Raw genomic sequence first — 21804 nt, 5'->3', positions numbered from 1 at the left:
GTTTTCAAAATGAAAACGTCTCTTTTAAATTGTATTATAGTTGATTTAATATCCAGTTTGTTGCATCTTCAAAGTTTTCTGCAATGTAGTTTGGCTCAATATGTGCCCACCTGTCTCGGTACGTATGTAAAGCATCGTATCCAGCGCCTGTTCGTACTAATATTGTTGTCGCATTCACTTTTTCACCTGCCACAATATCAGTCCAACGATCACCAACTACAGCACATTGTGTTAAATCAAGCCCATGTTTTTCCGCTGCTTTTAGAAGCATGCCTGTACTTGGTTTACGGCATTCACAACCATCACCATGTTTGTGAGGACAAACGTAAATATCATCAAAACCGAAATCTTTTAATTCTTGTACAAAATCAGCTACAGTCGCTATTCCATCCGCGATACCTGGTTGATTTGTGAAAGAGAAAATTTTTATATTTTGAGCTTTTATTTTTTGCAGAGCTGCTTTTGTAAAGGGGAATAATGTAAAAGAACCAGGGTAATGTATTGTAGTGTCGCCGCCAATTGTACCGTCACGATCAATGAAAATTGCTTTAATGTTTGTCATATTTATAGTCCCTTCAAGTAAAAAGTAGTTTAAAAATGTTTTACAAATCGATATCCATTTACTTCATAACCTAATTTTTTGTAAAAAGGATGTGCTTCTACTCTTTTTGTTCCACTAACTAGCCATGTTCCAATGCAATGATGCTTCTTTGCTAATTGTTCTGCATAATCCATTAACACTTGTCCAATGCCTTTCCGCCGTATTGTAGAATCGACGCTAATAATTGAAATTTCTCCATAACGAGTTACATCTTCTAAATTTTCGCGTATACGAAACCCGAGTAATCCAAATATAGTTTCTTCTTCCACATAAACATATAAAAAATCAAAAGGACTCATTTGTACGAATTGCAAGCGGTTGTTCATATCTTCATAGGAAATAGAGGAACCTTTTAATTCTTTCGTTAAAGAACAAAGTGCATCTATATCATCTATCGTCGCTTCACGAATTTGAAAAGACATATTATTCACTCCAATAAAATGTAATCAAACATTTAATATTCTGTTAAAAAATGTTTTTTCCTGCTATGAAAATAAATATTTTATAATGATATATAAATAGTTATACTTCTTCATTTTTATTTATTACCAGCTGTAATTGCCGGGATTATTTTTATAGTATGGATTGGTTGGATTGTATTTTTACCATAGAAAAAGAGCCGAAAATGGCTCTTTTTCTAATCTGTCACACATTGATAAATAAAATATACTAAAACGAGTATGCTTGCGGCGGAATACATGACATCTAAAGTCATTTGGTCGCCTCCTTATTGTTGTTGTATTTTATTGTATGAAATCTTACAATTTCATATTCAAGTGAAAAATATGTGAACGTTAACAAAATTGTAAAGTGCAAAAATTACAATCATTTTGTATAATAGAAGAAACAACCGTTATATAAAGTGAAACTTTAATCAGTGGGGGGTTTTCTTCATCCCCCACTGATTATTAGCCTTCACCAATCGGGCTTTTACGGGCAGTTGATCCCCTGCCTAACTTTTTTGCCTTCACTGAATTTTGAGGTGGTGGGGGTCTTGCTTACCCGTTAATGCGGGATAAAATATAATGAGTGAAAGGGGAGGGAACATAAATGCCAAATTGGTTTAGAAAAACCTTAGTCGCATTAATTACCGTATTTACATTTGGTTTAGTGACGCCTCCTTCCATATTGCTTGATAATGCCAAAGCTGCGGACAAGCCTACGAGTACAGCTGGGCAACAAAATTTGGAGAGTACGTCCTATACATATGAAGAAACGAATGACAGGTTAACCACCGATACTTTTATTACTTATGCAATGCAAGAAGCAGAGAAGCAGTCGATGCAAAAGTTTGGAACTAAAATTGGTCCAGTAATTGAAGATGAGTTTAAAGATGTAATATTACCGAAAATTGAAGAGGCAATTGCTGAGCTTGCAAATGATGTTCCAGAGGAGTCGTTGCAATCATTATCGATTTCTCAGAAACCCGCTGGTGGAAATAATGAAAAGATTTTTCACGTTTACGATACGAAATCTGGAAATGACTTACTACGATTTCATGTAAGAAGAGATCATCCACCGCAAGATGGTTATTATTTCAATTTCCATTATCATCGTTTTGATGATGGATACTCTGGACATCATGAACTAGGAAATATTTATTGGAATACGAATGTACCGCCAAAATGGCTTTCTTAAAAAGAACAAGAGAAAATCTTGTTCTTTTTTTGTTGATAAAAGGGTAAGACAACTATGTTGTTGAATAACATATGTTTAGGAAAAAAGAAGAAAAGGGAGTATGGAAATGCAAAAATATATTGTTTTTGACTTTGATGGCACATTAGTAGATTCACAAAATATATTTGTACCGATCTATAATCAAATAGCTGAAAAGCATGGTTATAAAACAGTAAGGGAAGAAGAAATTGAGCATTTACGTAAATTAACGATGCCCGAGAGATGTAAAAAACTCGATGTACCACTGTATAAACTACCGATATTAGCGTTAGAGTTTTATAAATTATATCAACCAGCTATAAAAGATCTCGTTTTGTTCCATGGGATGAAGGATGTATTAGATGAATTACATAAAAAAGGCTACGGGATTGCCGTCATATCCTCTAACTCAGAAGAGCATATTCGAGCGTTTTTACATAATAATGGTATCGAAAATATTCAAGAAGTGTATTGTTCTAAAAATTTGTTCGGTAAAGACAAAATGATAAAAAGGTTTTTAAAATCAAAAAAAATAACAGAGCAAGAAATGTTATATGTCGGTGATGAACAGCGAGATGTAGCAGCGTGTAAAAAGGCTGGTGTGAACGTAATTTGGGTATCTTGGGGATATGATGTCATTGAAACAGTAGAAAAAGATGCACCAGATTATATGGTTCATACGCCTATGGAAATTGTACAAGTCGTACAAGGGGCACATTCTTAATATGAATACACTTCGAGCAGGTATTCATCATATTGAATTTTGGGTCGCGAATTTAGAGGAGTCTATTTCTTTTTATGATAAATTGTTTTCGATAATTGGATGGAGAAAGTTAAATGAAGTAGCATATAGTACGGGAGAAAGTGAAATATATTTTAAAGAGGTGGGCGGGGAAATTGTAAGGACTTTAGGGCCTAGACATATTTGTTATCAAGCTACTCGTAGAGAAATAGTTGATGAAGTAGCAGATTTTCTTGCTAGTACAAAAGTGAAGGTAATACGTGGTCCGATAGAAATGAATCATTATTCGGACGGATACTATACGGTTGATTTTTACGATCCGAATGGATTTATTATAGAAGTAGCGTATACACCAAATGTAGAAATGTAAGGGGAATAAACATGAAGACAATTGCAGCACGGCAAAACAATATACAAATAGTAAAGGATGCAGCAAATATTGAAGAAATTTCTAAAGGTTTCTCACCTGATAAAAAATATATCATTACGACTATTAAAGATGAAAAGTATTTGTTACGGACAGGCGATATAAAAGAGTTTGAAAGAAAGAAAATAGAGTTTCAAATTTTAAATGAAATGCAAAAACGTAGTGTGCAAGCACAAAGGCCAATTGAAATGGGTTTGTTGGAAGAAGAAGGTTTATGCTACGGTGTTTTTTCGTATATAGAAGGAGAAGATGCGAAAAAATTGTTGCCTACATATACACTAAAAGAACAATATGATATTGGTATAGAAGCAGGAAAAGATTTAGCAAAAATGCATACATATGAAGCTCCTAAGGGTATACTTCCATGGTATGAAAGAGCCATGAAAAAACATCGAAAATATTTAGAGGCATACAAAACATGCGGAATAAAAATAAAAAATGATGATAAAATCATTAAGTTTATAGATGAAAATGAAATGTATGTACAAAACCGCCCAAATCGATTTCAACACGATGATTTTCATTTAGAAAATATAATTGTGCGGGATGGGAAATATGTAGGTGTTGTTGATTTTAATGGTTATGACTGGGGCGACCCACTTCATGATTTTGTAAAAATTGCACTATTTGCAAGAGACATTAGTATTCCGTATTCAATCGGACAAATAGAAGGATACTTTAATAGGAGAATACCAGAGGAGTTCTGGAAATTATATGCGGTGTACGTCGGCATGACAGTTTTCTCATCAGTTGTCTGGACATTACGAGCAGCACCGCATATGTTAGATGATATGTTAGAGCGTCTTACTATAGTTTTAGAGGATCATAATAACTTTGAGTTATCGAAGCCGATTTGGTTTCAATCAGATAAGATTGATATGAAATAGAAAAGATAGGTGTAATTCGCACCTATCTTTATTTTTTACCATCAAAATACTTATTTAATTTTCTTAAATATAAGCGACTGAGTACTTAACGTAGCTGGCACATGTAACTGAAGGGATGGAAATTCACCACTCACACTCATTTCATAAGCGAATAATAAACTCATTTTCATTCGGAATAAGTCAACTTTTGCAGAGAAGACGTCGTAATGATGATGTGTTAATTGAATGTCCATTTCCATGAATTGCACAAATAATGAATCATCTCGCTTGTATACTTGTAATGTTCCGTATGCAGGATGTTCGAAAGTACCAGTATAATCCTCTAATTTGTGAGAAGGTGTAGTCCCTTTAATTTGCTCAGGAAGGGATTCAGTTGCTTCTTTCATCATTTCCTTCATTTTTTCAGTATCTTCTACAGCACGTTTATGCCAATCGATGCCTTCTAATTCAAGTAGCTCGTCATAAATTTGGTTAGCAAGATAAGTAGGAAGTAATGTGCCTCCAGCATTCGTTAAAATGACAAGACCTACATTTTCTTTTGGCATGAATGAAACAAGTGCCGAAAATCCATCAATATTACCGCCATGATGAATCACTTTGTTACCACGATAAGCGCTAATAAACCAACCGAGGCCGTAACTATTTAATGGAGATTCAGGGAGTGATAGAACTGGTTGATCTGGAATTGAATTGTGTGGTGTATACATTTGTTGTAATAATTCAGAGGAGATTAATTCATGATCTCCAAACTTTCCTTTGTTTAAGTGAAGAAGTACCCAATTTACCATATCTTCAATTGTAGAATTAATACACCCAGCAGCGCCAACTGTATCGATGTTACGGAATGGAACTTCTTTTATTTCACCGTCTTTTTCAATGTAAGGTAAAGCATAATCCTCTGTAATTTGTGAATCTGTAACAGAGAAGTTTGTATGCCTCATATTTAAAGGTTCTAAAATATGTTCTGTAGCGTATTGCTCCCACGTTTGATTTGTAATGTTTTCAACAATGCAGCTAATTGTCGCATACATTAAGTTGTTATATAAAAATGCTGTTCGGAACGGTGCATCAAGTGGTAAATGTTTTATTTTTTCAACGAGATCTTTTCGAGATAAGGAAGAGCTGTACCAAAGAGCATCATGACGACTCACTCCAGTGCGGTGAGAGGCTAAATCCCGTCCTGTAACTTGTGAGGTAGCAAGTAGTTCACATAAAGAGAAGTTAGGTATATAAGACTGGACAGGAGTATCCCAATTAAACTTTTTTTGCTGTGCTAACAAGCTTAATGAAAGTGTGCCAAAAGCTTTCGTTGAGGAACCGATTGCGAACCGGGTGCTCGGTGTAACAGCCTCTTTTGTTTCTATATTTCGATAGCCGAAACCTTCTGAAAGAATAACTTCACCGTCTTTTATAACAGCTACAGCAGCACCAGGAACTTTTAAATCCTTCATCATTTTTTCAACCGTAGTTTGTAACGAAGTCATAACAGGAGTTTCAATTTTAGACATAATTCTAACCTCCAAATTTAAATTTTGTCCTACCGCACTATACTTTCGGTAATAGAAAATGAAAACCTTTTTAAATATGGAAAGTTAATAATTTTGTAAGAATTACTGAAAATAATTTTTATTTATCAAGATTATTAAATTTGTTGTTTTTCATGTTATGATAAATTTCATATAAGATTGAAAGAAGGTTTTTCTACATATGAAACATGCTGAATATGAATACTTAAATTTATGCCGCCATGTAATGGAGCACGGTACGAAGAAAGAAGATCGTACAGGGACAGGAACTGTATCTGTATTTGGATATCAAATGCGTTTTGATCTGAGTAAAGGATTTCCTTTATTAACCACAAAGAGAGTACCATTTCGCCTTGTAGCAAGTGAACTACTTTGGTTTATGAAAGGTGATACAAACATTCGCTATTTATTGCAGCATAATAATAACATTTGGAATGAATGGGCATTTAAGAGCTGGGTAGAAAGTGACGAGTATACTGGGCCTGATATGACAGATTTCGGTCTTCGCTCACAACAAGATGAGGAATTTAAAGTGCAATATGATGAGCAAATGGACCTATTTAAAAAGAATGTTTTAGAAGATGATGATTTTTCGAATAAATATGGCTACTTAGGAGACGTATATGGCAAGCAATGGCGTGCTTGGAAAACGACGGCTGGTGAAACACTGGATCAACTAAAAGATGTAATTGAAATGATTAAAAAAACGCCAGATTCACGTCGCTTAATCGTTTCTGCTTGGAATCCTGAAGACGTACCGAGTATGGCATTACCGCCTTGTCATACGCTATCCCAGTTTTATGTAGCGGACGGAAAACTTTCTTGTCAGCTATATCAAAGAAGTGGCGACATCTTCCTTGGAATTCCATTTAACATCGCAAGTTATTCACTACTAACACATTTAATTGCACATGAATGTGGTCTTGAAGTAGGAGAATTTGTTCATACAATTGGAGATGCGCATATTTATACGAATCATTTTGAACAAGTAGAAAAACAATTGGCACGTGAACCACGTCCGTTCCCGAAACTTACATTAAATCCAGATGTGAAATCTGTGTTTGATTTTGAGATGGAAGATTTAACGATTGAAGGATATGATCCACACCCAGCGATTAAAGCACCGGTTGCAGTGTAATTGTAGAGGAGATGACAAGATGATTGTTTCATTTATGGTCGCAATGGACGAGAATAGAGTAATTGGTAAAGATAATAACTTACCTTGGCGTTTACCGAGTGAATTACAGTATGTAAAGAAAACAACGATGGGTCACCCACTTATTATGGGGAGAAAGAACTATGAAGCAATTGGTAGACCATTGCCTGGAAGACGTAATATTATTGTAACTCGTAATGAAGGGTATCATGTAGAAGGCTGCGAAGTAGCTCATACTGTAGAAGAAGTGTTTGAACTATGTAAAAATGAAGAAGAGATTTTTATTTTTGGCGGAGCGCAAATTTATGATCTCTTTTTACCGTATGTAGACAAGTTATATATAACAAAAATCCACCACGCATTTGAAGGAGACACATTCTTCCCAGAAATGGATATGACAAATTGGAAAGAGATTTTTGTAGAAAAAGGTTTAACGGATGAAAAAAATCCGTATACGTATTATTACCATGTATACGAGAAACAACAATAATAATAAAAATTGATGTGAGTATTCGCATCAATTTTTTTTATTTGTATTTATAAATGTAAGTTTATAGATGGTATTCAATAGTGCTATAATGAAAGGTAGCATGTGAAAAATGCTAAAATTTTCAAAAGTATTAATATAGAAAGAGGAGGAGAATCAGTTGAGAAAAATATGGGGGATTCTTTTTCTTTGCTTAACATTCATGTTAGTTGGATGTGGTAAAGAAGAAAAACCACAAGAAGCGTTTGATACATATGTGAAATCATGGAATAAACAAAAATTTGCAGATATGTACGATCAATTATCAGAAAATGCAAAAAAAGATATTTCCAAGAAAGAGTTTACTGAGAAATATGAAAAAATTTATTCTGGTATTGAAGTGAAAGACTTAAAGGTAGAAACAGGGGAAGTAAAAGAAGATAAAAAAGATGAAGGCCCTGTTCCTTTTAAAGTAAGCATGGATACAGTTGGTGGTAAAATCACTTTTGGTCATGAAGCAAAAATGGTGAAAGAAAAAGATGGAGATAAAGAATCTTGGAAAATAGATTGGACACCTGATTTCATTTTCCCTGGCATGACAAAAGATAGTAAAGTGCGTATGCAAACGACGGAGCCAAAACGTGGTGAAATATACGATCGTAATGGAAAAGGTCTTGCGACGAATGGGAAAGCTTCTGAGATCGGAATCGTTCCAGAAAAATTAGATGAAACTGCTCCGCAAACGAAAGAAGCAGTAGCTAAGTTGTTAAATATGTCTGTAGAAGAAATTGATCAAAAACTAACTGCTAAATGGGTAAAACCAGGGTATCTTGTACCAATTGGAATTTTACCTGAAGGGGCAACGCAAAATACGTATATTGATTTACCTGGTGTTGCAACAAAACCTGTAAATGTTCGTACATATCCGTTAGGGGAAGCGGCAGCTCATCTAACTGGTTATATCGGAAAGATAAATGCTGAAGATTTAAAAACGCTACAAAAGAAAGGCTACCAAGCTGATGAGCCAGTTGGTAAAGCTGGATTAGAGCAAGTATTGGAAGAAAAGCTACGCGGTAAAAAAGGTGGCCGTGTCTTTGTAGAAGATGCACAAGGAAAAGAAATTAAAAATTTAGCAAAAACAGAAGCTGTTGATGGAGAAAATGTAACTTTAACTATCGATAGTGCTGTTCAAGAAAAAACGTATAATGAAATGAAGGGCGAAGCTGGTTCAAGTGCGGCAATTAATCCGAAAAGTGGAGAAACAATTGCACTCGTAAGTAGTCCAGCATATGATCCTAATTTAATTGCACGAGGAACATCGAAAGCACAACGTGAAGCTTGGAATAATGATCCGAAAAAACCGATGACGAACCGATTTACACAATTATCGGTACCAGGTTCTGTATTTAAGCCAATTACAGCTGCAATCGGTCTTGAAACGAAAACGATTGATCCAAAAGAAGAATTGAAAATTGAAGGATTGAAATGGACAAAAGATTCTTCTTGGGGCAATTATTACGTAACACGTGTGAAAGATGCAAATCCGATTGATTTGGATAAGGCAATGAAATATTCGGATAATATTTACTTCGCACAAGAAGCTTTGAAAATCGGAAAAGATAAATTTATGAGTGAAGCGAAAAAATTCGGATTCGATGAGAAATTACCAATTGAATATGGATTCCCAGCTTCTAAAATCGCAAATGATGGTATTAAAAATGATATTCAAATGGCAGATACAGGATATGGTCAAGGACAAGTGTTAATGACTCCTCTTCATCTAGCTTTAACATATGCGCCAATTGTAAATGATGGAACAATTCCGTCACCATATATCATTAAAACAGATAAACAACCAAAAGCTTGGAAGGAAAATGTCATTTCAAAAGGAAATCAGGATATATTAAAAACTGCTATGACTAAAGTAATTAATGATCCGGATGGTACAGGGAAAATTGCTAAAATTGATGGTATGACCCTTGCTGGAAAAACAGGTACAGCGGAATTAAAAGTATCTAAAGAGGCCGAAGGAAAAGAACTAGGCTGGTTCGCTGCATTTGATTTAAATGCACCTGATATGGTCATTACAATGATGATTGAAGATGTAAAAGGTAGAGGTGGAAGTAACATTCCAGCTGAAAAAGTGAAACATATTTTTCAAAAATAAAGGTTGATGAAGGACTATCTCCATGAAATATGGAGGTAGTTTTTTATTTAGTTAACATTTTAAATGGAAATATATAATTTATAGATTACAAAACAACTTATTAACTTACGAAAAAAAAGTAGCTATTTTTTATTGACATGAAGCGAGAGATTTTGTATTATACTTACATAAGGTAAGTTATTTACTTTCGAATTATAAATCTCAAATTAAAGATAAAATTAAAGGGAGAGAATACAATGACAAAAGTACTATTTATCACAGCAAATCCAAATTCAGCAGAAGGTTCTTTCGGAATGGCAGTAGGAGAAGCTTTCATCGAAGCTTATAAAAACGAGCATCCACAAGACGAAGTTGTAACAGTTGATTTATTCAATACGACTGTACCAGCAATTGATGCAGATGTATTTGCTGCTTGGGGTAAATTTGCAGCAGGTGAAGGCTTTGAAACTTTAACAGAAGTTCAACAACAAAAAGTTGCAGCAATGAACACAAACTTAGAAACATTTATGCATGCAGATCGTTATGTATTCGTAACTCCAATGTGGAACTTTAGCTATCCACCAGTAGTAAAAGCATACTTAGATAACTTAGCAATCGCAGGTAAAACATTCAAATATACTGAAAATGGTCCAGTTGGCTTATTAGAAGGCAAAAAAGCACTTCACATTCAAGCAACAGGTGGCGTTTATTCTGAAGGAGCATACGCAGCTGTAGACTTCGGTCGTAATCACTTGAAAACAGTATTAGGATTCATCGGTGTAAATGAAACTGAATATATTGCAGTTGAAGGTATGAATGCTAATCCTGAAAAAGCACAAGAAATTAAAGAAGCAGCAATTGCTAACGCACGTGAATTAGCAAAACGTTTCTAATATAGAATACTTAAAAATGTCCAAACACTTGTTGTTTGGACATTTTTTCTTCTTTTTCCTTCGTTTGTCTAGTATAATGAAGGTCGGAATGATAATAGGTGGGGGTTCTGTATGATTCAAACGTTTTTTAAAATCTTTTATTTAATTTTAATTGTAATTGCGATTACACCGAGAATGTGGCGTCTTAAAAAACAAGTAAATACGATGTCACCGCAAGAAAAAGATAGTGCTGTGTATAAAACGACAAATTGGTTTGGTAAAAAAATGGTACGTGTTGCTGGTGGGGCAGTAGAAGTAAAAGGGCTTGAAAATGTTCCGAAAGACAAGCCGGTACTAGTTGTAAGTAATCATCAAAGTAATATGGATATTCCTGTTTTACTAGGTTACTTAAATAAACCAATTGGATTCGTTTCAAAGGCAGAGATTAAGAAGTTTCCAGTTGTACCAACTTGGATGGAACTTATGAATTGTGTATTTATGGTTCGTAATGATCGTCGTCAATCTCTTCAAGCGATTAAAGATGGAATTGAACTATTAAAGAATGGACATTCTATCGTAATTTTCCCTGAAGGAACGAGAAGTAAGGGTGGCGAAATTGGAGAGTTTAAAGCTGGTAGTTTTCACCTAGCAGTAAAATCTGGTGTAGCAATCTTACCTGTAACGTTAGATGGTACATATAAAATGTTTGAAGCGAATGGAAATCGTATGAAACGAGCTCATGCAACAGTAACGATTTCTAAGCCGATTACACCTGAAGAGTATGCGAATATGGATATTAAAGAATTAACGAAGCATACACAGGATGTTATCGCATCACAATTACATAAGTAATAAAAAAGGTTTCAGCTTTCATCAAGCTGAAACCTTTTTTATTACGCTGCAGGTAAGACGTAAAAGAGTACACAGAAGAACATCATTGCACTACCGCCTAAAACGAAGAGGTGCCAAATGGCATGGTTGAAAGGTAGCTTTTCCCAAAGGAAGAAGATTGCCCCGACTGAATATAAAATGCCACCTGCTAAAAGTAGTGAAAAACCATGTCCAGTTAGATTTTCGTAAAGTGGTTTAATAGCAACGATTATGAGCCAGCCCATAATGATGTAACATAAAGTTGATGCTTTTATAAAACGGCGTACAAAGAAAATTTTGAAGACAATACCGCCAATTGCAAGTGTCCATATAATTGCGAGTAACGTCCAACCTAAAGGTCCACGAAGTGTAATGAGTAGAAAAGGAGTATATGTGCCAGCGATTAATAAATAGATGGCTGAGTGATCTAAAATAGTAAATAATTTTTCTACTTTTGGATGGTGAATGCTATGTAGCAACGTTGAAAACAAGTACAGTAAGAACATGCTTACACCATAAACGGTAAATGCAACAACAGCAGATGCAGTACCATGTTTAGACGCATGAATAATTAATATAATTAAGGCAGGGATGCTTAAAATGGCACCGATACCATGTGTTATTGCATTTGCAATTTCTTCTTTCACAAAATGTGTCATTCGTGTCATTTTTTCAGTCATAATGCAAATCCTTTCTACTATCATAAAATAATATGTCATTTCCCTTACCATATCATACACAAGAGCAATAGAAAATGAAATTTGTATAATTGATTATATTTTTGAATTTTTTTGACAAAAGACGATGGATTTGTTGACGTTTTCAAACTTTTTTGACAAAATAAAATTATGCAATAGTAGGACAAGAAATCTACTAATAAAGGGGATGGGGAAATGTTTTCAAATATTGGCTTTCCAGGGTTAATTTTAATCTTAGTAGCTGTACTAATATTATTTGGGCCTAAAAAATTGCCGGAAATCGGAAAGGCTTTAGGGGAAACGTTAAAAGAATTCAAAAAATCAACGAAAGAATTGACTGATGACGCATTTCAAGAGAAGGAAAAGAAAGAAAAAATGTAATGGATTTTCCTCGTAATGGATAAGTAAAGTGTGGTGAACGAGATGGAAGATCGGGAAATGAGTGTAGTAGAACATATCGTTGAGCTTCGAAAACGAGTAATTTATACAGTGTTATCCTTTGTATTATTTTTAATTATTGGATTTACTTTTACGAAGGATATTTATTTTTGGCTTGTAAAAGATTTACCAATGAAATTAACTGTTCTCGGTCCAAGTGATGTATTGTGGATTTTTTTCTCGATTGCTACAGTATTTGCTATCGTTTGTACAATTCCTTTTGCTGCTATACAAATTTGGTTATTTGTAAAACCAGGTTTACATCCAAATGAACAAAAGATGACTGTAATGTATATACCGGTATTGTCTATATTATTTATTGCAGGTTTAAGTTTTGGATATTTTATTGTAATGCCGTTTTTATTTCATTTTTTAACTACGATAGGTAATGAAATGTTTAATACGATGTTTACGACAGAAAAGTATTTTCATTTTGTACTTAATTTAACAGTTCCATTTGCTGTGATTTTTGAATTACCTGTAGTGGTAATGTTTTTAACGAGTATTGGCATACTTACGGCGGAGTTTCTAATAAAAATAAGAAGGTATGCTTACGTAGCATTGATTATCATTGCCTCGTGTATATCACCGCCAGATTTTTTATCTCATAGTTTAGTTGCGGTACCGCTTATTTGTATTTATGAAATTAGTATTGCCTTATCAAAGATTGTTAGTAAGCGAAAAAAGAAAAGGGAAGAAGAAATACAGTCGAAAAGTGCCTCGTTATAAAGGCACTTTTTTAATTATTTGTTATACTATGGCTATAAACGTATACAATATAAAGAAGAAAAAAATAATAGAATCTCCAAAATTTAGACAAACTTTGCACCTTTATAAGTTTATACTGAATGTATTAAGCAATTTACGGATAACGAGATTCCCGTCTCACGTGATAATTAGGACGGGGGATGGATTAGGTGGAGATGAATAGAGAATAAATCTACTAACCATAAGGACTAAAGGGATCATCTAAGGATACTTTTGTATTCAAAGGAGTCTCCACTTTAAACAACGTGTTACAGCGTAAAGTAGAGGAAGTTCAAAATCCAATGAAAAAGAGGATTGATATTGTGATTACGAAAAGTTTTTATTTCACTCATTCAACAGGGGATTGTATTAAAATATTCGAAATCCCTGTCCTACAGGCGCAGCATCCATTATCGTTTCTAATTCAGTCTCGTCTTCAATTATTTATTGCAAAAATTCAAAAACAAAAGCACCCAAGATTTTCGTATTCTTTCCGTGAATATTTACAAAAATGTTTGAAGTGGAATGATTATTTAAATGTATATAAAACAAATACCCTTGAAAAAAACGCATAAATTAGAGCAGGACAGAGTCAGGAATACTCTGTCTTTTTATTTTAGGTATAAAAATATAATTAATTTGATGAAATTTCGTTCGAAATTGTTGAAAGCATTAGGAATGCTAGTATAATAACAAGGAGAGCGTATTGGAAAGGGAAGAAGGATAGTATGCAAAAAATTAAAATTGTAACAGATTCAACGGCAGATTTATCACAAGATGTAATCGAGAAGTATGACATTCATGTTCTACCATTATCAATCTCTGTAAATGGACAAACATATTTAGATCGCGTTGATTTACAACCTGATGAGTTTATTGAAGAAATGATTAAATCAGAGGAACTACCAAAAACATCACAACCAGCTATGGGTACATTTGTAGAAATGTATGACAAGCTAGGTGAAGATGGAAGTGAAGTACTTTCTATCCATATGACAAGTGGAATGAGTGGTACTGTTGCGACTGCAAATAGTGCTGCATCGATGACTGATACAAAAGTAACAGTTGTTGATTCACAATTTATTACACATGCTTTAGCATATCAAGTAATAGAAGCTGCAAAAATGGCAAATGAAGGACGCTCACTAGAAGAAATTTTAAAACGTGTAGATGAAGTGAGAAAGAATACTCGTTTATATGTAGTGGTAGATACATTAGAAAACTTAGTGAAGGGTGGACGTATCGGTAAAGGAAAAGCGTTTATCGGTTCGCTACTTAATATAAAGCCAATTGCTAGCCTTGAAGACGGTGTTTATAACCCTGTAACGAAAGTGCGCAGTCAAGGCCAAATTGTAAAAACGTTAGCTAAGTTATTTGAGCAAGATACAGCAGGAAAATTTGTAAAAGCTGTTGCGATTCCGCATGCAAAAGCAATTCCTTTAGCTGAAAGTATGAAAGCAGCTGTGGAAAAAGTGAGTGGATTTACTCAATCAGAAATTTTCTATACAACGCCTATTATTAGTACTCATACAGGTCCGGGTGCAATTGGATTTATGTATTTAGCAGAGTAATAAAAAAGCTACTTGAAAATATATTTCAAGTAGCTTTTTTATCCCGCATTAACGGACAGTAAGACCCTCACCTCAAAATTCAGCGAAAGCAAAGAAGTTAGGTGTGAGATCAACGGTCCGTAAATGCCCGATTGGTGAAGGCTAATAATCAGTGGGGATGATGAACAACCACCACTGATTAAAGTTTCACTTTATGTGAATAGAAAGTAAGAAATGAGAAGGGCTATACAGGCGCTCCCGCTAATGATGTAGCGAGTCTGTAAATATTCATTCATAGAAAACACCCTTTATGATTTTCTATATTATATGATGGATATAGAAAATAAGTAGTTACATTACACTTGTAAAGTTTCGATTTTTTCTTGTACTTGTTTTTTATTTGTGTCGCTATTATAAGTAAAAGTTTGGCCTAAAAAGAGTACATGCAGTTGTTCCCACGGTAACATACGTAAATTCCAATTACTTCGAAGTTTTGTTATTGCCTCGCGAGGTGTTTCATCAGCAAGTGCAAAAGCTCCGTAATGCATTGGAATAAAATGTGTCGCGTTTAAATCTAAATAAGCTTGCACTGCTTCTTCAGGGGAAACATGAGATACTTTCATAAACCATTCTGGTTCATAAGCGCCAATTGGCATAAGAGCAATATCAATTAAAAAGCGCTTTCCAATCTCTTTGAAACCCTGGAAATAGCCGCTGTCGCCACAAAAATAAATGGTTTCCAAAGTCGTTTCATTATCAATAATCCATCCACCCCAGTGAGATGTATTCATGTCAAATAAGGATCTTCTCGTCCAGTGCTGAGCAGGTACGAAGTGAAAAGAAACTTCATTAATCGTCGTACTTTCCCACCATTTATATTCTTCTACATGCGTAAATTTCTTACGAGTAAATAATTTTTTTAATCCGATAGGTACAAGATATAGAACATCATCATTTAACTGACGAAGAGTTGAAAAATCTAAATGATCATAATGACCGTGTGAAATAAGGACTATATCAATTTTAGGTAGTTCTTGTATAGTAAGACCTGGTTCAGTAAGCCTCGGAACTAACTTTAATTTATTTGCCCATACTGGATCTGTTAATATATTAAATCCATTCGTTTGGATAAGAAAAGTAGAATGGCCCACCCATGTGACTGTCGTTTTTTCAACATTGCTTTGCAAAAATGCATTTTGTTTAACAGGTGATTGTTCTACTAAAAAAGAAAAGTCTTTTTTGTTCAGCTTTCGTTCTTTACGCCATCTTAAAAAAGAACGAATTGATTTTTTTGTACTGACATTATCCATATTTTCATAGCGCTTTGCCATGAACATCACCTCATTTAAAATCGTTGTAGTTGTATTGTACCGAAATGTTGTTAAGGAATACAGTGTATAACATGGATTAATGTTTAATTAATTGTTAAAAAATAGGGAGAGGTATTTACAATTTTAACATTGAGCTTTGTTTTGCGAATACGATTTAGAGAAATAATAGTGAAAAAACATATTTTGTCTAGTAATTCGCTTGAAATTAAGAAGTATCATACGTAAATTCGTACGATTTCGTGAACAAATGCAGTAAACAATTTTCTCGTAGTGTTAACTTTTGTTATGATGAGCATAACCTATTTAAATTTAGGATAGAGAAAAGAGGTTTATAAATGAAGCGTTATCAAAAACTAATTGGTCTTATGGTTGTATTTTGTCTATTTGTACTCGCTGGATGTAGTGGATCAGGCTCAAAGCTTCGTAAACCATTAAATTGGGATTTAGAAACTTTCCAATTCACAAATCAAGATGGAAAACAATTTGGTACAAAAGATTTAAAAGGGAAAGTATGGGTTGCAGATTTTATGTTCACAAACTGTCAAACAGTTTGTCCGCCAATGACTGCTAATATGGCAAAATTACAGAAGATGGCAAAGGAAGAGAAGTTAGACGTTCAGTTTGTCTCGTTTAGTGTAGATCCAGATCTTGATAAACCAGAAAATCTGAAAGCTTTCATTCAAAAGTTTACAGAAGATACTAGTAATTGGAATTTATTGACGGGTTATTCGTTAGAAGATATTACAAAGTTTTCAAAAGATAATTTCCAATCACTTGTAGATAAGCCAGAGAACGGTCAAGTAATACATGGTACATCATTTTATTTAATTGATCAAAATGGAAAAGTAATGAAAAAGTATAGCGGTATTAGTAATACACCGTACGAAGATATAATACGTGATATGAAGCGATTAGTGGATTAAAAATAAGGGTGCGTAGCACCCTTATTTTTTTACATTAGTCTATAGATAAAATGTCATGCTGTTGTGGAAGTTTCGGTGCACGAATTTCTAACACACCATTTTGATAGGAAGCTTTCGCTGCTTTTTTATTAATGGAATAAGGCAATTTAATCATTCTTGCGGCTTCTGAAATAGACCGTTCTCGGCGATAATAGTTATGAGATGTTTGTTCTTCTGCCTCTTCAAGTATTTCTTCTTTTACAGAGACTTTTAAGTATTCGGTTTGTATTTCAATTTGAATTTGCTCTTTTTGTATACCCGGTAGTTCAGCGGTAACAACGAGTTCTTCATCAACTTCATATAAATCTACAGGGAATGTTAATAAACGATTTCCTTTTTGGAAAAAATGATTCAAATCAGCGATTACATTGCGAAGAGGTGTTTGCTCAAAAAAATCATCAATTTGCTTTAAATAATTGCGAACCGGTGGACGAGAAGAATCTTTTTTTTCTTCACTCATGGTATTCCCTCCTAGAAATCAATTTGCAATATCATATGACAAAAGCGGAGAAAGGTGATTGCCTAATTTTCATGTTTTCATAAAAAAATGTTAAAAATGTGAAATGGAGTGATTTTTTTATAGTTTTTGGTCGCCATATTGAGTTGATTATGCTAGTATAAATAGGGTTGATATAGTAGTATAGAAACAGAATGAAAACCGAAAGAGGGTAAGAAGTATGTGTGGTTTTGTAGGATGTTTATGTGAAAACCCTAGAGAGTTTTCAGAAACAGAAAAACATCAATTTGAAAATATGAACACGATGATTTTCCACCGCGGTCCAGATGACGAAGGATATTTTCGTGATGAACATGTACAATTTGGCTTCCGCCGTTTAAGTATCATTGACTTAGAGGCAGGACATCAGCCGCTAACTTATGAAAATGATCGATATGTAATTATTTTTAATGGTGAAATTTACAATTATGTAGAATTACGCGAAATGTTACTTGAAAAAGGTGCGACTTTCGCAACGCAATCTGATACAGAAGTTATCATTGCATTGTATGCACATATGAAAGAAAAATGTGTAGACTATCTTCGTGGTATGTTTGCATTTATGATTTGGGATCGTGAAGAAAAGAAACTTTTCGGTGCACGTGACCACTTTGGTATTAAACCATTATATATCGCGCAACAAGGTGATACTACATTCTTCGCATCTGAGAAGAAAAGTATTATGCATGTAATGGAAGACAAAGGGGTAAACCCAACGTCACTACAACATTACTTTACGTACCAATATGGTCCAGAACCAGAAACATTAACAATTGATGTTAATAAAATTGAGCCTGGTCATTATTTCGTAAAGGAAATCGGTAAAGAGATGGAAATCCATCGCTACTGGAAGCCTTATTTCAATGCTTCAAGCGCAACGAAAGAAGAGCATATCCAAGCAATTCGTGATGTATTATACGATTCAGTAAAAGTACATATGCGAAGTGATGTACCAGTAGGTTCATTCTTATCTGGTGGTATCGATTCATCTATTATCGCTTCTATCGCAAGAGAAATGAATCCGAACCTTTTAACGTTCTCTGTTGGTTTTGAACAACGTGGTTTCAGTGAAGTTGATGTTGCGAAAGAAACTGCTGAGAAATTAGGCGTTAAAAACCATAACGTATTTATTTCAGCGAAAGAATTTATGGATGAGTTCCCAAAAATTATTTGGCATATGGATGATCCTTTAGCAGATCCAGCAGCTGTACCATTGTACTTCGTTGCAAAAGAAGCACGTAAACATGTAACAGTTGTTCTTTCAGGGGAAGGCGCAGACGAGCTATTTGGTGGTTATAACATTTACCGTGAGCCAAACTCACTAAAAATGTTCTCGTACATTCCTAGCCCAGGTAAGAGCGTTCTAAAAGCATTAAGCGGTGCTCTTAAAGAAGGATTTAAAGGAAAGAGCTTCCTAGAGCGTGGATGTACGCCAATTGAGGAGCGCTACTATGGAAACGCGAAAATCTTCCGTGAAGAAGAGAAAGCGGAATTAATGAAGTTCTACAATGAAAGTGTTAACTATATGGATATCACGAAACCATTGTATAACGAGATTAAAGATTATGATGATGTAAGTAAAATGCAGTACATTGACATGTTCACGTGGTTACGTGGTGACATTTTATTAAAAGCTGATAAAATGACAATGGCAAACTCATTAGAACTTCGTGTACCGTTCTTAGATAAAGAAGTATTCGATGTTGCATCTAAAATTCCAACTGAATTAAAGATTGCTAACGGAACTACGAAAGCTATTTTACGTGAAGCAGCACGCGGAATCGTTCCAGATCACGTGTTAGATCGTAAAAAACTTGGATTCCCGGTACCAATTCGTCACTGGTTAAAAGATGAAATGCATGACTGGGCTATAAATATTATAAACGAAAGTAAAACAGATCATTTAATCGACAAACAGTATGTATTAAACTTACTGGAAGCACATTGTGCAGATAAAGGCGATTATAGCCGTAAAATTTGGACTGTACTTGCGTTTATGGTTTGGCACCAAATTTATGTTGAGCATAAATACGATACGAATAAGTTCCACGAAGAAACAAAACGTGCGTATAGCTTAGTTTAATAAGAAAAACCTTAAGACCGCATATGGTCTTAAGGTTTTTTTTCATAAATAGAACGTATTATTGATACAATAATAGTAAAAGGATGGACAACATATGATTGCGTTTGAAAAAGTAACAGTAGAAAATGAAAGCGTTGTTAAAGAAATGTTCCGCTCGCATAATGTAAGTGAGAAACAGGTGCAGTATTGCGTAAAAGTTGATGATACATATATTGGTGTAATAGATTACAGTGTTCAAGAAGAGAGTGTAGTTTTATCTCAATTAATAATTCATTTTGATTATCAAAGTTACGGATATGGAACAAATACGTATTTTACATTTGAAGAGATGATGAAACAAAGAGGTGTGAAAGAGATAAAAGTGTTACAAAAGGAATTAACAGAACAAGCAAAAACTTTCATAGAGAGCTTTGGCTTTAATGAAGAAGATGGAACATACGTGAAGAAAATATAACGATGATTAGTAATGTGCTAAAATAAATATAAGGCAGGTGGATACATGATAATGACTTCTGGTCTTGTATTAATTGGAGGATGTTTTATTTTGGCAGAACTAAGCCATAAGTTCATTCGGAAAAGAGCTAGTAAGAAAAGAAAGCCGTACGAATTACAATATGTACCTGTGTTTTTTATTTTGTTTTGCATGCTTGTTACAGTACAAAATATTACTAATTTCCCGCCACTTTTGAACATTTTTTTAAAGTTCGGTTTGTTATACAGCGGTGTTGGAATGGGTCTTTTATTTATTTTATTTTGCATACGTTATATTCACTATCAATCGTATATATTTATTTTAAATTGGTTAAAGCAAGATGATAGAAACCGCCTTACATAAGGTGGTTTTTTATTTGTAATTGTAACGGAACTTGTACATTTTACATAAAATAGGACGAGTAGCAATGTAAACCTATTACACGAAAGAAAGGAACGAGACAGTGATATGAAACTTGTAATAGACGCAGGTCACGGTGGATATGATTCTGGTGCTGTTGGTAATGGTTTAGTAGAAAAAAACTTAACACTTCAAATAGCGAGACGTGTGCGAGACATTCTATCTGCAAACTACCCAATTACTATTAAAATGACACGTGATAGTGATGTATTTATCTCTTTATCAGAACGTGCTAATATCGCTAATTCTTTTGGAGCAGATTACTTTATCTCATTTCATATAAATAGTGGCGGTGGAACTGGATTTGAAAGTTATATTTATAATGGGTTATCTAACAGTAGCTCCGCATATGCAAAGCAACAAAAAATTCATGCAGCAGTCAATCCTGTATTAACAAAATACGGCCTTCGTGACCGAGGGGCAAAAAAAGCAAATTATGCAGTACTAAGAGAGACTGCAATGGATGCAATTTTAACTGAGACTGCTTTTATTGATACAACGTTTGATGCAAATTTATTGAAAAACCCACAATTTATTGAAGATCTATGTCAAGCATATGTAAACGGAATAGCAGCTATTTTTGGAGTAGCTCCGAATCCAAATCCTCCAAATCCACAACCTCCAAACCCTCAGCCAACACCACAAACGAAGGGAATTGCTTATATACTTGGGAAAAATGTAAATTTAAGAAGTGGCCCATCAACATCATCTTCAGTAATTCGCCAATTAAACTCTCCAGAATCGTATGTCGTATATCAAGAAAGTAACGGATGGTTAGACTTAGGTAACGGACAGTGGGTGTATTATGACCCGTCTTACATTAATTTTGTAAAGACGAGCAATAGTGATGGTAGCGCAATCGGTGTCGCATATATACAAGGAACGAATGTGAATTTAAGAAGTGGTCCATCAACATCTTCTTCAGTAATTCGTAAATTAAATAAACCAGAATCTTATTTAGTATTTATTAATCAAAACAGTTGGTTGAACCTTGGTGGAAATCAGTGGGTGTATAATGATCCATCATATATTAAATATAATCAATATTAGGAAATAAAATTATAATGTAATATGAATGCGTATCTATATATAACATAGATACGCATTTTAAGAACGGCCATTATTTACATACTTATACAAATAGTTTCAAAAAGAAACATTTGAATAACGGATAGAATCTAAATAGTATATATTAAAAAAGTTCTCTGATATACATTGACAATGTATGTAATATACATTAACCTTTAGTTGTTAATGA

The 21804-nt window shown here is 34.2% G+C and carries 24 protein-coding genes; 18 read left to right on the top strand and 6 right to left on the bottom strand.

What is annotated here, in order from left to right:
- Positions 1-34 precede the first annotated feature (34 nt).
- The gene (locus tag G9F74_RS22700) at positions 35-562 is read right to left on the bottom strand and encodes an HAD-IIIA family hydrolase (protein ID WP_000181774.1); all 528 of its coding nucleotides are present in this window, start codon (positions 560-562) and stop codon (positions 35-37) included.
- Positions 563-591: 29 nt separating this feature from the next.
- A complete protein-coding gene (locus G9F74_RS22695) occupies positions 592-1023 on the bottom strand; it encodes a GNAT family N-acetyltransferase (protein WP_000009785.1) in 432 nt (143 codons plus the stop codon).
- Positions 1024-1651: 628 nt separating this feature from the next.
- On the opposite strand from G9F74_RS22695, the gene G9F74_RS22690 reads away from it, so the two are divergent.
- The 4 genes from G9F74_RS22690 to G9F74_RS22675 all read left to right on the top strand — a co-directional run bounded on the left by G9F74_RS22690 (position 1652) and on the right by G9F74_RS22675 (position 4313).
- Complete coding sequence (locus tag G9F74_RS22690) at positions 1652-2239, top strand: YpjP family protein (RefSeq protein ID WP_001134417.1); 588 nt, start codon at positions 1652-1654, stop codon at positions 2237-2239.
- Between the two features lie 106 nt (positions 2240-2345).
- Positions 2346-2981 (top strand): HAD family hydrolase, encoded by a 636-nt coding sequence (locus G9F74_RS22685; protein ID WP_001174982.1) that lies wholly within the window; start codon positions 2346-2348, stop codon positions 2979-2981.
- A 1-nt stretch (position 2982) separates the two neighbouring features.
- Complete coding sequence (locus tag G9F74_RS22680; RefSeq protein ID WP_001094654.1) at positions 2983-3369, top strand: VOC family protein; 387 nt, start codon at positions 2983-2985, stop codon at positions 3367-3369.
- Between the two features lie 11 nt (positions 3370-3380).
- Entirely contained in the window at positions 3381-4313 is a 933-nt protein-coding gene (locus G9F74_RS22675) for an aminoglycoside phosphotransferase family protein (protein WP_000848159.1), read from the top strand.
- A 50-nt stretch (positions 4314-4363) separates the two neighbouring features.
- Here G9F74_RS22675 and G9F74_RS22670 read toward each other — a convergent pair whose 3' ends face one another.
- Positions 4364-5821, bottom strand: a complete 1458-nt coding sequence (locus G9F74_RS22670) for a serine hydrolase (RefSeq protein WP_000034328.1) — start codon at positions 5819-5821, stop codon at positions 4364-4366.
- A gap of 199 nt (positions 5822-6020) precedes the next feature.
- On the opposite strand from G9F74_RS22670, the gene G9F74_RS22665 reads away from it, so the two are divergent.
- The 5 genes from G9F74_RS22665 to G9F74_RS22645 all read left to right on the top strand — a co-directional run bounded on the left by G9F74_RS22665 (position 6021) and on the right by G9F74_RS22645 (position 11331).
- Positions 6021-6977, top strand: a complete 957-nt coding sequence (locus G9F74_RS22665) for a thymidylate synthase (RefSeq protein ID WP_016108306.1) — start codon at positions 6021-6023, stop codon at positions 6975-6977.
- A 19-nt stretch (positions 6978-6996) separates the two neighbouring features.
- Positions 6997-7485 carry a dihydrofolate reductase gene (locus tag G9F74_RS22660; protein ID WP_000637202.1) on the top strand — a complete coding sequence of 163 codons (489 nt, stop codon included), beginning with the start codon at positions 6997-6999 and terminating at the stop codon, positions 7483-7485.
- Between the two features lie 157 nt (positions 7486-7642).
- Positions 7643-9628 (top strand): penicillin-binding protein 3, encoded by a 1986-nt coding sequence (gene pbpC / locus G9F74_RS22655; RefSeq protein WP_001227253.1) that lies wholly within the window; start codon positions 7643-7645, stop codon positions 9626-9628.
- 236 nt (positions 9629-9864) lie between these two features.
- A complete protein-coding gene (locus G9F74_RS22650; protein ID WP_000170037.1) occupies positions 9865-10500 on the top strand; it encodes an FMN-dependent NADH-azoreductase in 636 nt (211 codons plus the stop codon).
- Positions 10501-10611: 111 nt separating this feature from the next.
- Positions 10612-11331: a lysophospholipid acyltransferase family protein gene (locus tag G9F74_RS22645; protein WP_000616571.1), complete on the top strand. Its 720-nt coding sequence runs from the start codon at positions 10612-10614 to the stop codon at positions 11329-11331.
- A gap of 41 nt (positions 11332-11372) precedes the next feature.
- On the opposite strand, the gene trhA is transcribed toward G9F74_RS22645, so the two are convergent.
- Positions 11373-12029, bottom strand: a complete 657-nt coding sequence (trhA, locus tag G9F74_RS22640; protein WP_000136879.1) for a PAQR family membrane homeostasis protein TrhA — start codon at positions 12027-12029, stop codon at positions 11373-11375.
- Between the two features lie 213 nt (positions 12030-12242).
- Here trhA and G9F74_RS22635 point away from each other — a divergent pair, with 213 nt between their 5' ends.
- From G9F74_RS22635 to G9F74_RS22620, 4 genes are all read left to right on the top strand, one after another.
- Positions 12243-12428: a twin-arginine translocase TatA/TatE family subunit gene (locus G9F74_RS22635; protein WP_000492443.1), complete on the top strand. Its 186-nt coding sequence runs from the start codon at positions 12243-12245 to the stop codon at positions 12426-12428.
- A gap of 42 nt (positions 12429-12470) precedes the next feature.
- On the top strand, positions 12471-13214 hold the full coding sequence (tatC, locus tag G9F74_RS22630) for a twin-arginine translocase subunit TatC (protein ID WP_000390131.1): 744 nt from the start codon (positions 12471-12473) through the stop codon (positions 13212-13214).
- Positions 13215-13555: 341 nt separating this feature from the next.
- Complete coding sequence (locus G9F74_RS22625) at positions 13556-13807, top strand: DUF2535 family protein (protein ID WP_000629011.1); 252 nt, start codon at positions 13556-13558, stop codon at positions 13805-13807.
- A 153-nt stretch (positions 13808-13960) separates the two neighbouring features.
- A complete protein-coding gene (locus G9F74_RS22620; protein WP_001169473.1) occupies positions 13961-14803 on the top strand; it encodes a DegV family protein in 843 nt (280 codons plus the stop codon).
- Between the two features lie 335 nt (positions 14804-15138).
- Here G9F74_RS22620 and G9F74_RS22615 read toward each other — a convergent pair whose 3' ends face one another.
- Positions 15139-16113, bottom strand: a complete 975-nt coding sequence (locus G9F74_RS22615; protein ID WP_016108307.1) for an MBL fold metallo-hydrolase — start codon at positions 16111-16113, stop codon at positions 15139-15141.
- Positions 16114-16448: 335 nt separating this feature from the next.
- On the opposite strand from G9F74_RS22615, the gene G9F74_RS22610 reads away from it, so the two are divergent.
- A complete protein-coding gene (locus G9F74_RS22610; protein ID WP_000833349.1) occupies positions 16449-17036 on the top strand; it encodes an SCO family protein in 588 nt (195 codons plus the stop codon).
- A gap of 34 nt (positions 17037-17070) precedes the next feature.
- On the opposite strand, the gene G9F74_RS22605 is transcribed toward G9F74_RS22610, so the two are convergent.
- Complete coding sequence (locus tag G9F74_RS22605; protein ID WP_001288081.1) at positions 17071-17535, bottom strand: Hsp20/alpha crystallin family protein; 465 nt, start codon at positions 17533-17535, stop codon at positions 17071-17073.
- A 217-nt stretch (positions 17536-17752) separates the two neighbouring features.
- Between G9F74_RS22605 and asnB the strand changes: the two genes are divergently transcribed.
- The 4 genes from asnB to G9F74_RS22585 all read left to right on the top strand — a co-directional run bounded on the left by asnB (position 17753) and on the right by G9F74_RS22585 (position 21596).
- A complete protein-coding gene (gene asnB / locus G9F74_RS22600) occupies positions 17753-19654 on the top strand; it encodes an asparagine synthase (glutamine-hydrolyzing) (protein WP_000333815.1) in 1902 nt (633 codons plus the stop codon).
- Positions 19655-19748: 94 nt separating this feature from the next.
- A complete protein-coding gene (locus G9F74_RS22595; RefSeq protein WP_000559960.1) occupies positions 19749-20108 on the top strand; it encodes a GNAT family N-acetyltransferase in 360 nt (119 codons plus the stop codon).
- A gap of 51 nt (positions 20109-20159) precedes the next feature.
- Positions 20160-20489, top strand: a complete 330-nt coding sequence (locus tag G9F74_RS22590; RefSeq protein ID WP_000200454.1) for a hypothetical protein — start codon at positions 20160-20162, stop codon at positions 20487-20489.
- A 105-nt stretch (positions 20490-20594) separates the two neighbouring features.
- Positions 20595-21596 (top strand): N-acetylmuramoyl-L-alanine amidase, encoded by a 1002-nt coding sequence (locus tag G9F74_RS22585; RefSeq protein ID WP_000779881.1) that lies wholly within the window; start codon positions 20595-20597, stop codon positions 21594-21596.
- Positions 21597-21804: the final 208 nt, after the last annotated feature.

This window comes from Bacillus sp. EKM202B (genome assembly GCF_011066025.1).
GTDB classification, from domain to species: domain Bacteria; phylum Bacillota; class Bacilli; order Bacillales; family Bacillaceae_G; genus Bacillus_A; species Bacillus_A toyonensis.
The sequence above is the reverse complement of the archived record's forward strand: the minus strand, read 5'-3'. Positions and strand labels throughout refer to the sequence as shown.

Bases quoted from the DNA above. Each gene is read 5' to 3' on its own strand.
- G9F74_RS22700 (WP_000181774.1), bottom strand. From the start codon at position 562: ATGACAAACATTAAAGCAATTTTCATTGATCGTGACGGTACAATTGGC.
- G9F74_RS22695 (WP_000009785.1), bottom strand. From the start codon at position 1,023: ATGTCTTTTCAAATTCGTGAAGCGACGATAGATGATATAGATGCACTT.
- G9F74_RS22690 (WP_001134417.1), top strand. From the start codon at position 1,652: ATGCCAAATTGGTTTAGAAAAACCTTAGTCGCATTAATTACCGTATTT.
- G9F74_RS22685 (WP_001174982.1), top strand. From the start codon at position 2,346: ATGCAAAAATATATTGTTTTTGACTTTGATGGCACATTAGTAGATTCA.
- G9F74_RS22680 (WP_001094654.1), top strand. From the start codon at position 2,983: ATGAATACACTTCGAGCAGGTATTCATCATATTGAATTTTGGGTCGCG.
- G9F74_RS22675 (WP_000848159.1), top strand. From the start codon at position 3,381: ATGAAGACAATTGCAGCACGGCAAAACAATATACAAATAGTAAAGGAT.
- G9F74_RS22670 (WP_000034328.1), bottom strand. From the start codon at position 5,821: ATGTCTAAAATTGAAACTCCTGTTATGACTTCGTTACAAACTACGGTT.
- G9F74_RS22665 (WP_016108306.1), top strand. From the start codon at position 6,021: ATGAAACATGCTGAATATGAATACTTAAATTTATGCCGCCATGTAATG.
- G9F74_RS22660 (WP_000637202.1), top strand. From the start codon at position 6,997: ATGATTGTTTCATTTATGGTCGCAATGGACGAGAATAGAGTAATTGGT.
- G9F74_RS22650 (WP_000170037.1), top strand. From the start codon at position 9,865: ATGACAAAAGTACTATTTATCACAGCAAATCCAAATTCAGCAGAAGGT.
- G9F74_RS22645 (WP_000616571.1), top strand. From the start codon at position 10,612: ATGATTCAAACGTTTTTTAAAATCTTTTATTTAATTTTAATTGTAATT.
- trhA (WP_000136879.1), bottom strand. From the start codon at position 12,029: ATGACTGAAAAAATGACACGAATGACACATTTTGTGAAAGAAGAAATT.
- G9F74_RS22635 (WP_000492443.1), top strand. From the start codon at position 12,243: ATGTTTTCAAATATTGGCTTTCCAGGGTTAATTTTAATCTTAGTAGCT.
- tatC (WP_000390131.1), top strand. From the start codon at position 12,471: ATGGAAGATCGGGAAATGAGTGTAGTAGAACATATCGTTGAGCTTCGA.
- G9F74_RS22620 (WP_001169473.1), top strand. From the start codon at position 13,961: ATGCAAAAAATTAAAATTGTAACAGATTCAACGGCAGATTTATCACAA.
- G9F74_RS22615 (WP_016108307.1), bottom strand. From the start codon at position 16,113: ATGGCAAAGCGCTATGAAAATATGGATAATGTCAGTACAAAAAAATCA.
- G9F74_RS22610 (WP_000833349.1), top strand. From the start codon at position 16,449: ATGAAGCGTTATCAAAAACTAATTGGTCTTATGGTTGTATTTTGTCTA.
- G9F74_RS22605 (WP_001288081.1), bottom strand. From the start codon at position 17,535: ATGAGTGAAGAAAAAAAAGATTCTTCTCGTCCACCGGTTCGCAATTAT.
- asnB (WP_000333815.1), top strand. From the start codon at position 17,753: ATGTGTGGTTTTGTAGGATGTTTATGTGAAAACCCTAGAGAGTTTTCA.
- G9F74_RS22595 (WP_000559960.1), top strand. From the start codon at position 19,749: ATGATTGCGTTTGAAAAAGTAACAGTAGAAAATGAAAGCGTTGTTAAA.
- G9F74_RS22590 (WP_000200454.1), top strand. From the start codon at position 20,160: ATGACTTCTGGTCTTGTATTAATTGGAGGATGTTTTATTTTGGCAGAA.
- G9F74_RS22585 (WP_000779881.1), top strand. From the start codon at position 20,595: ATGAAACTTGTAATAGACGCAGGTCACGGTGGATATGATTCTGGTGCT.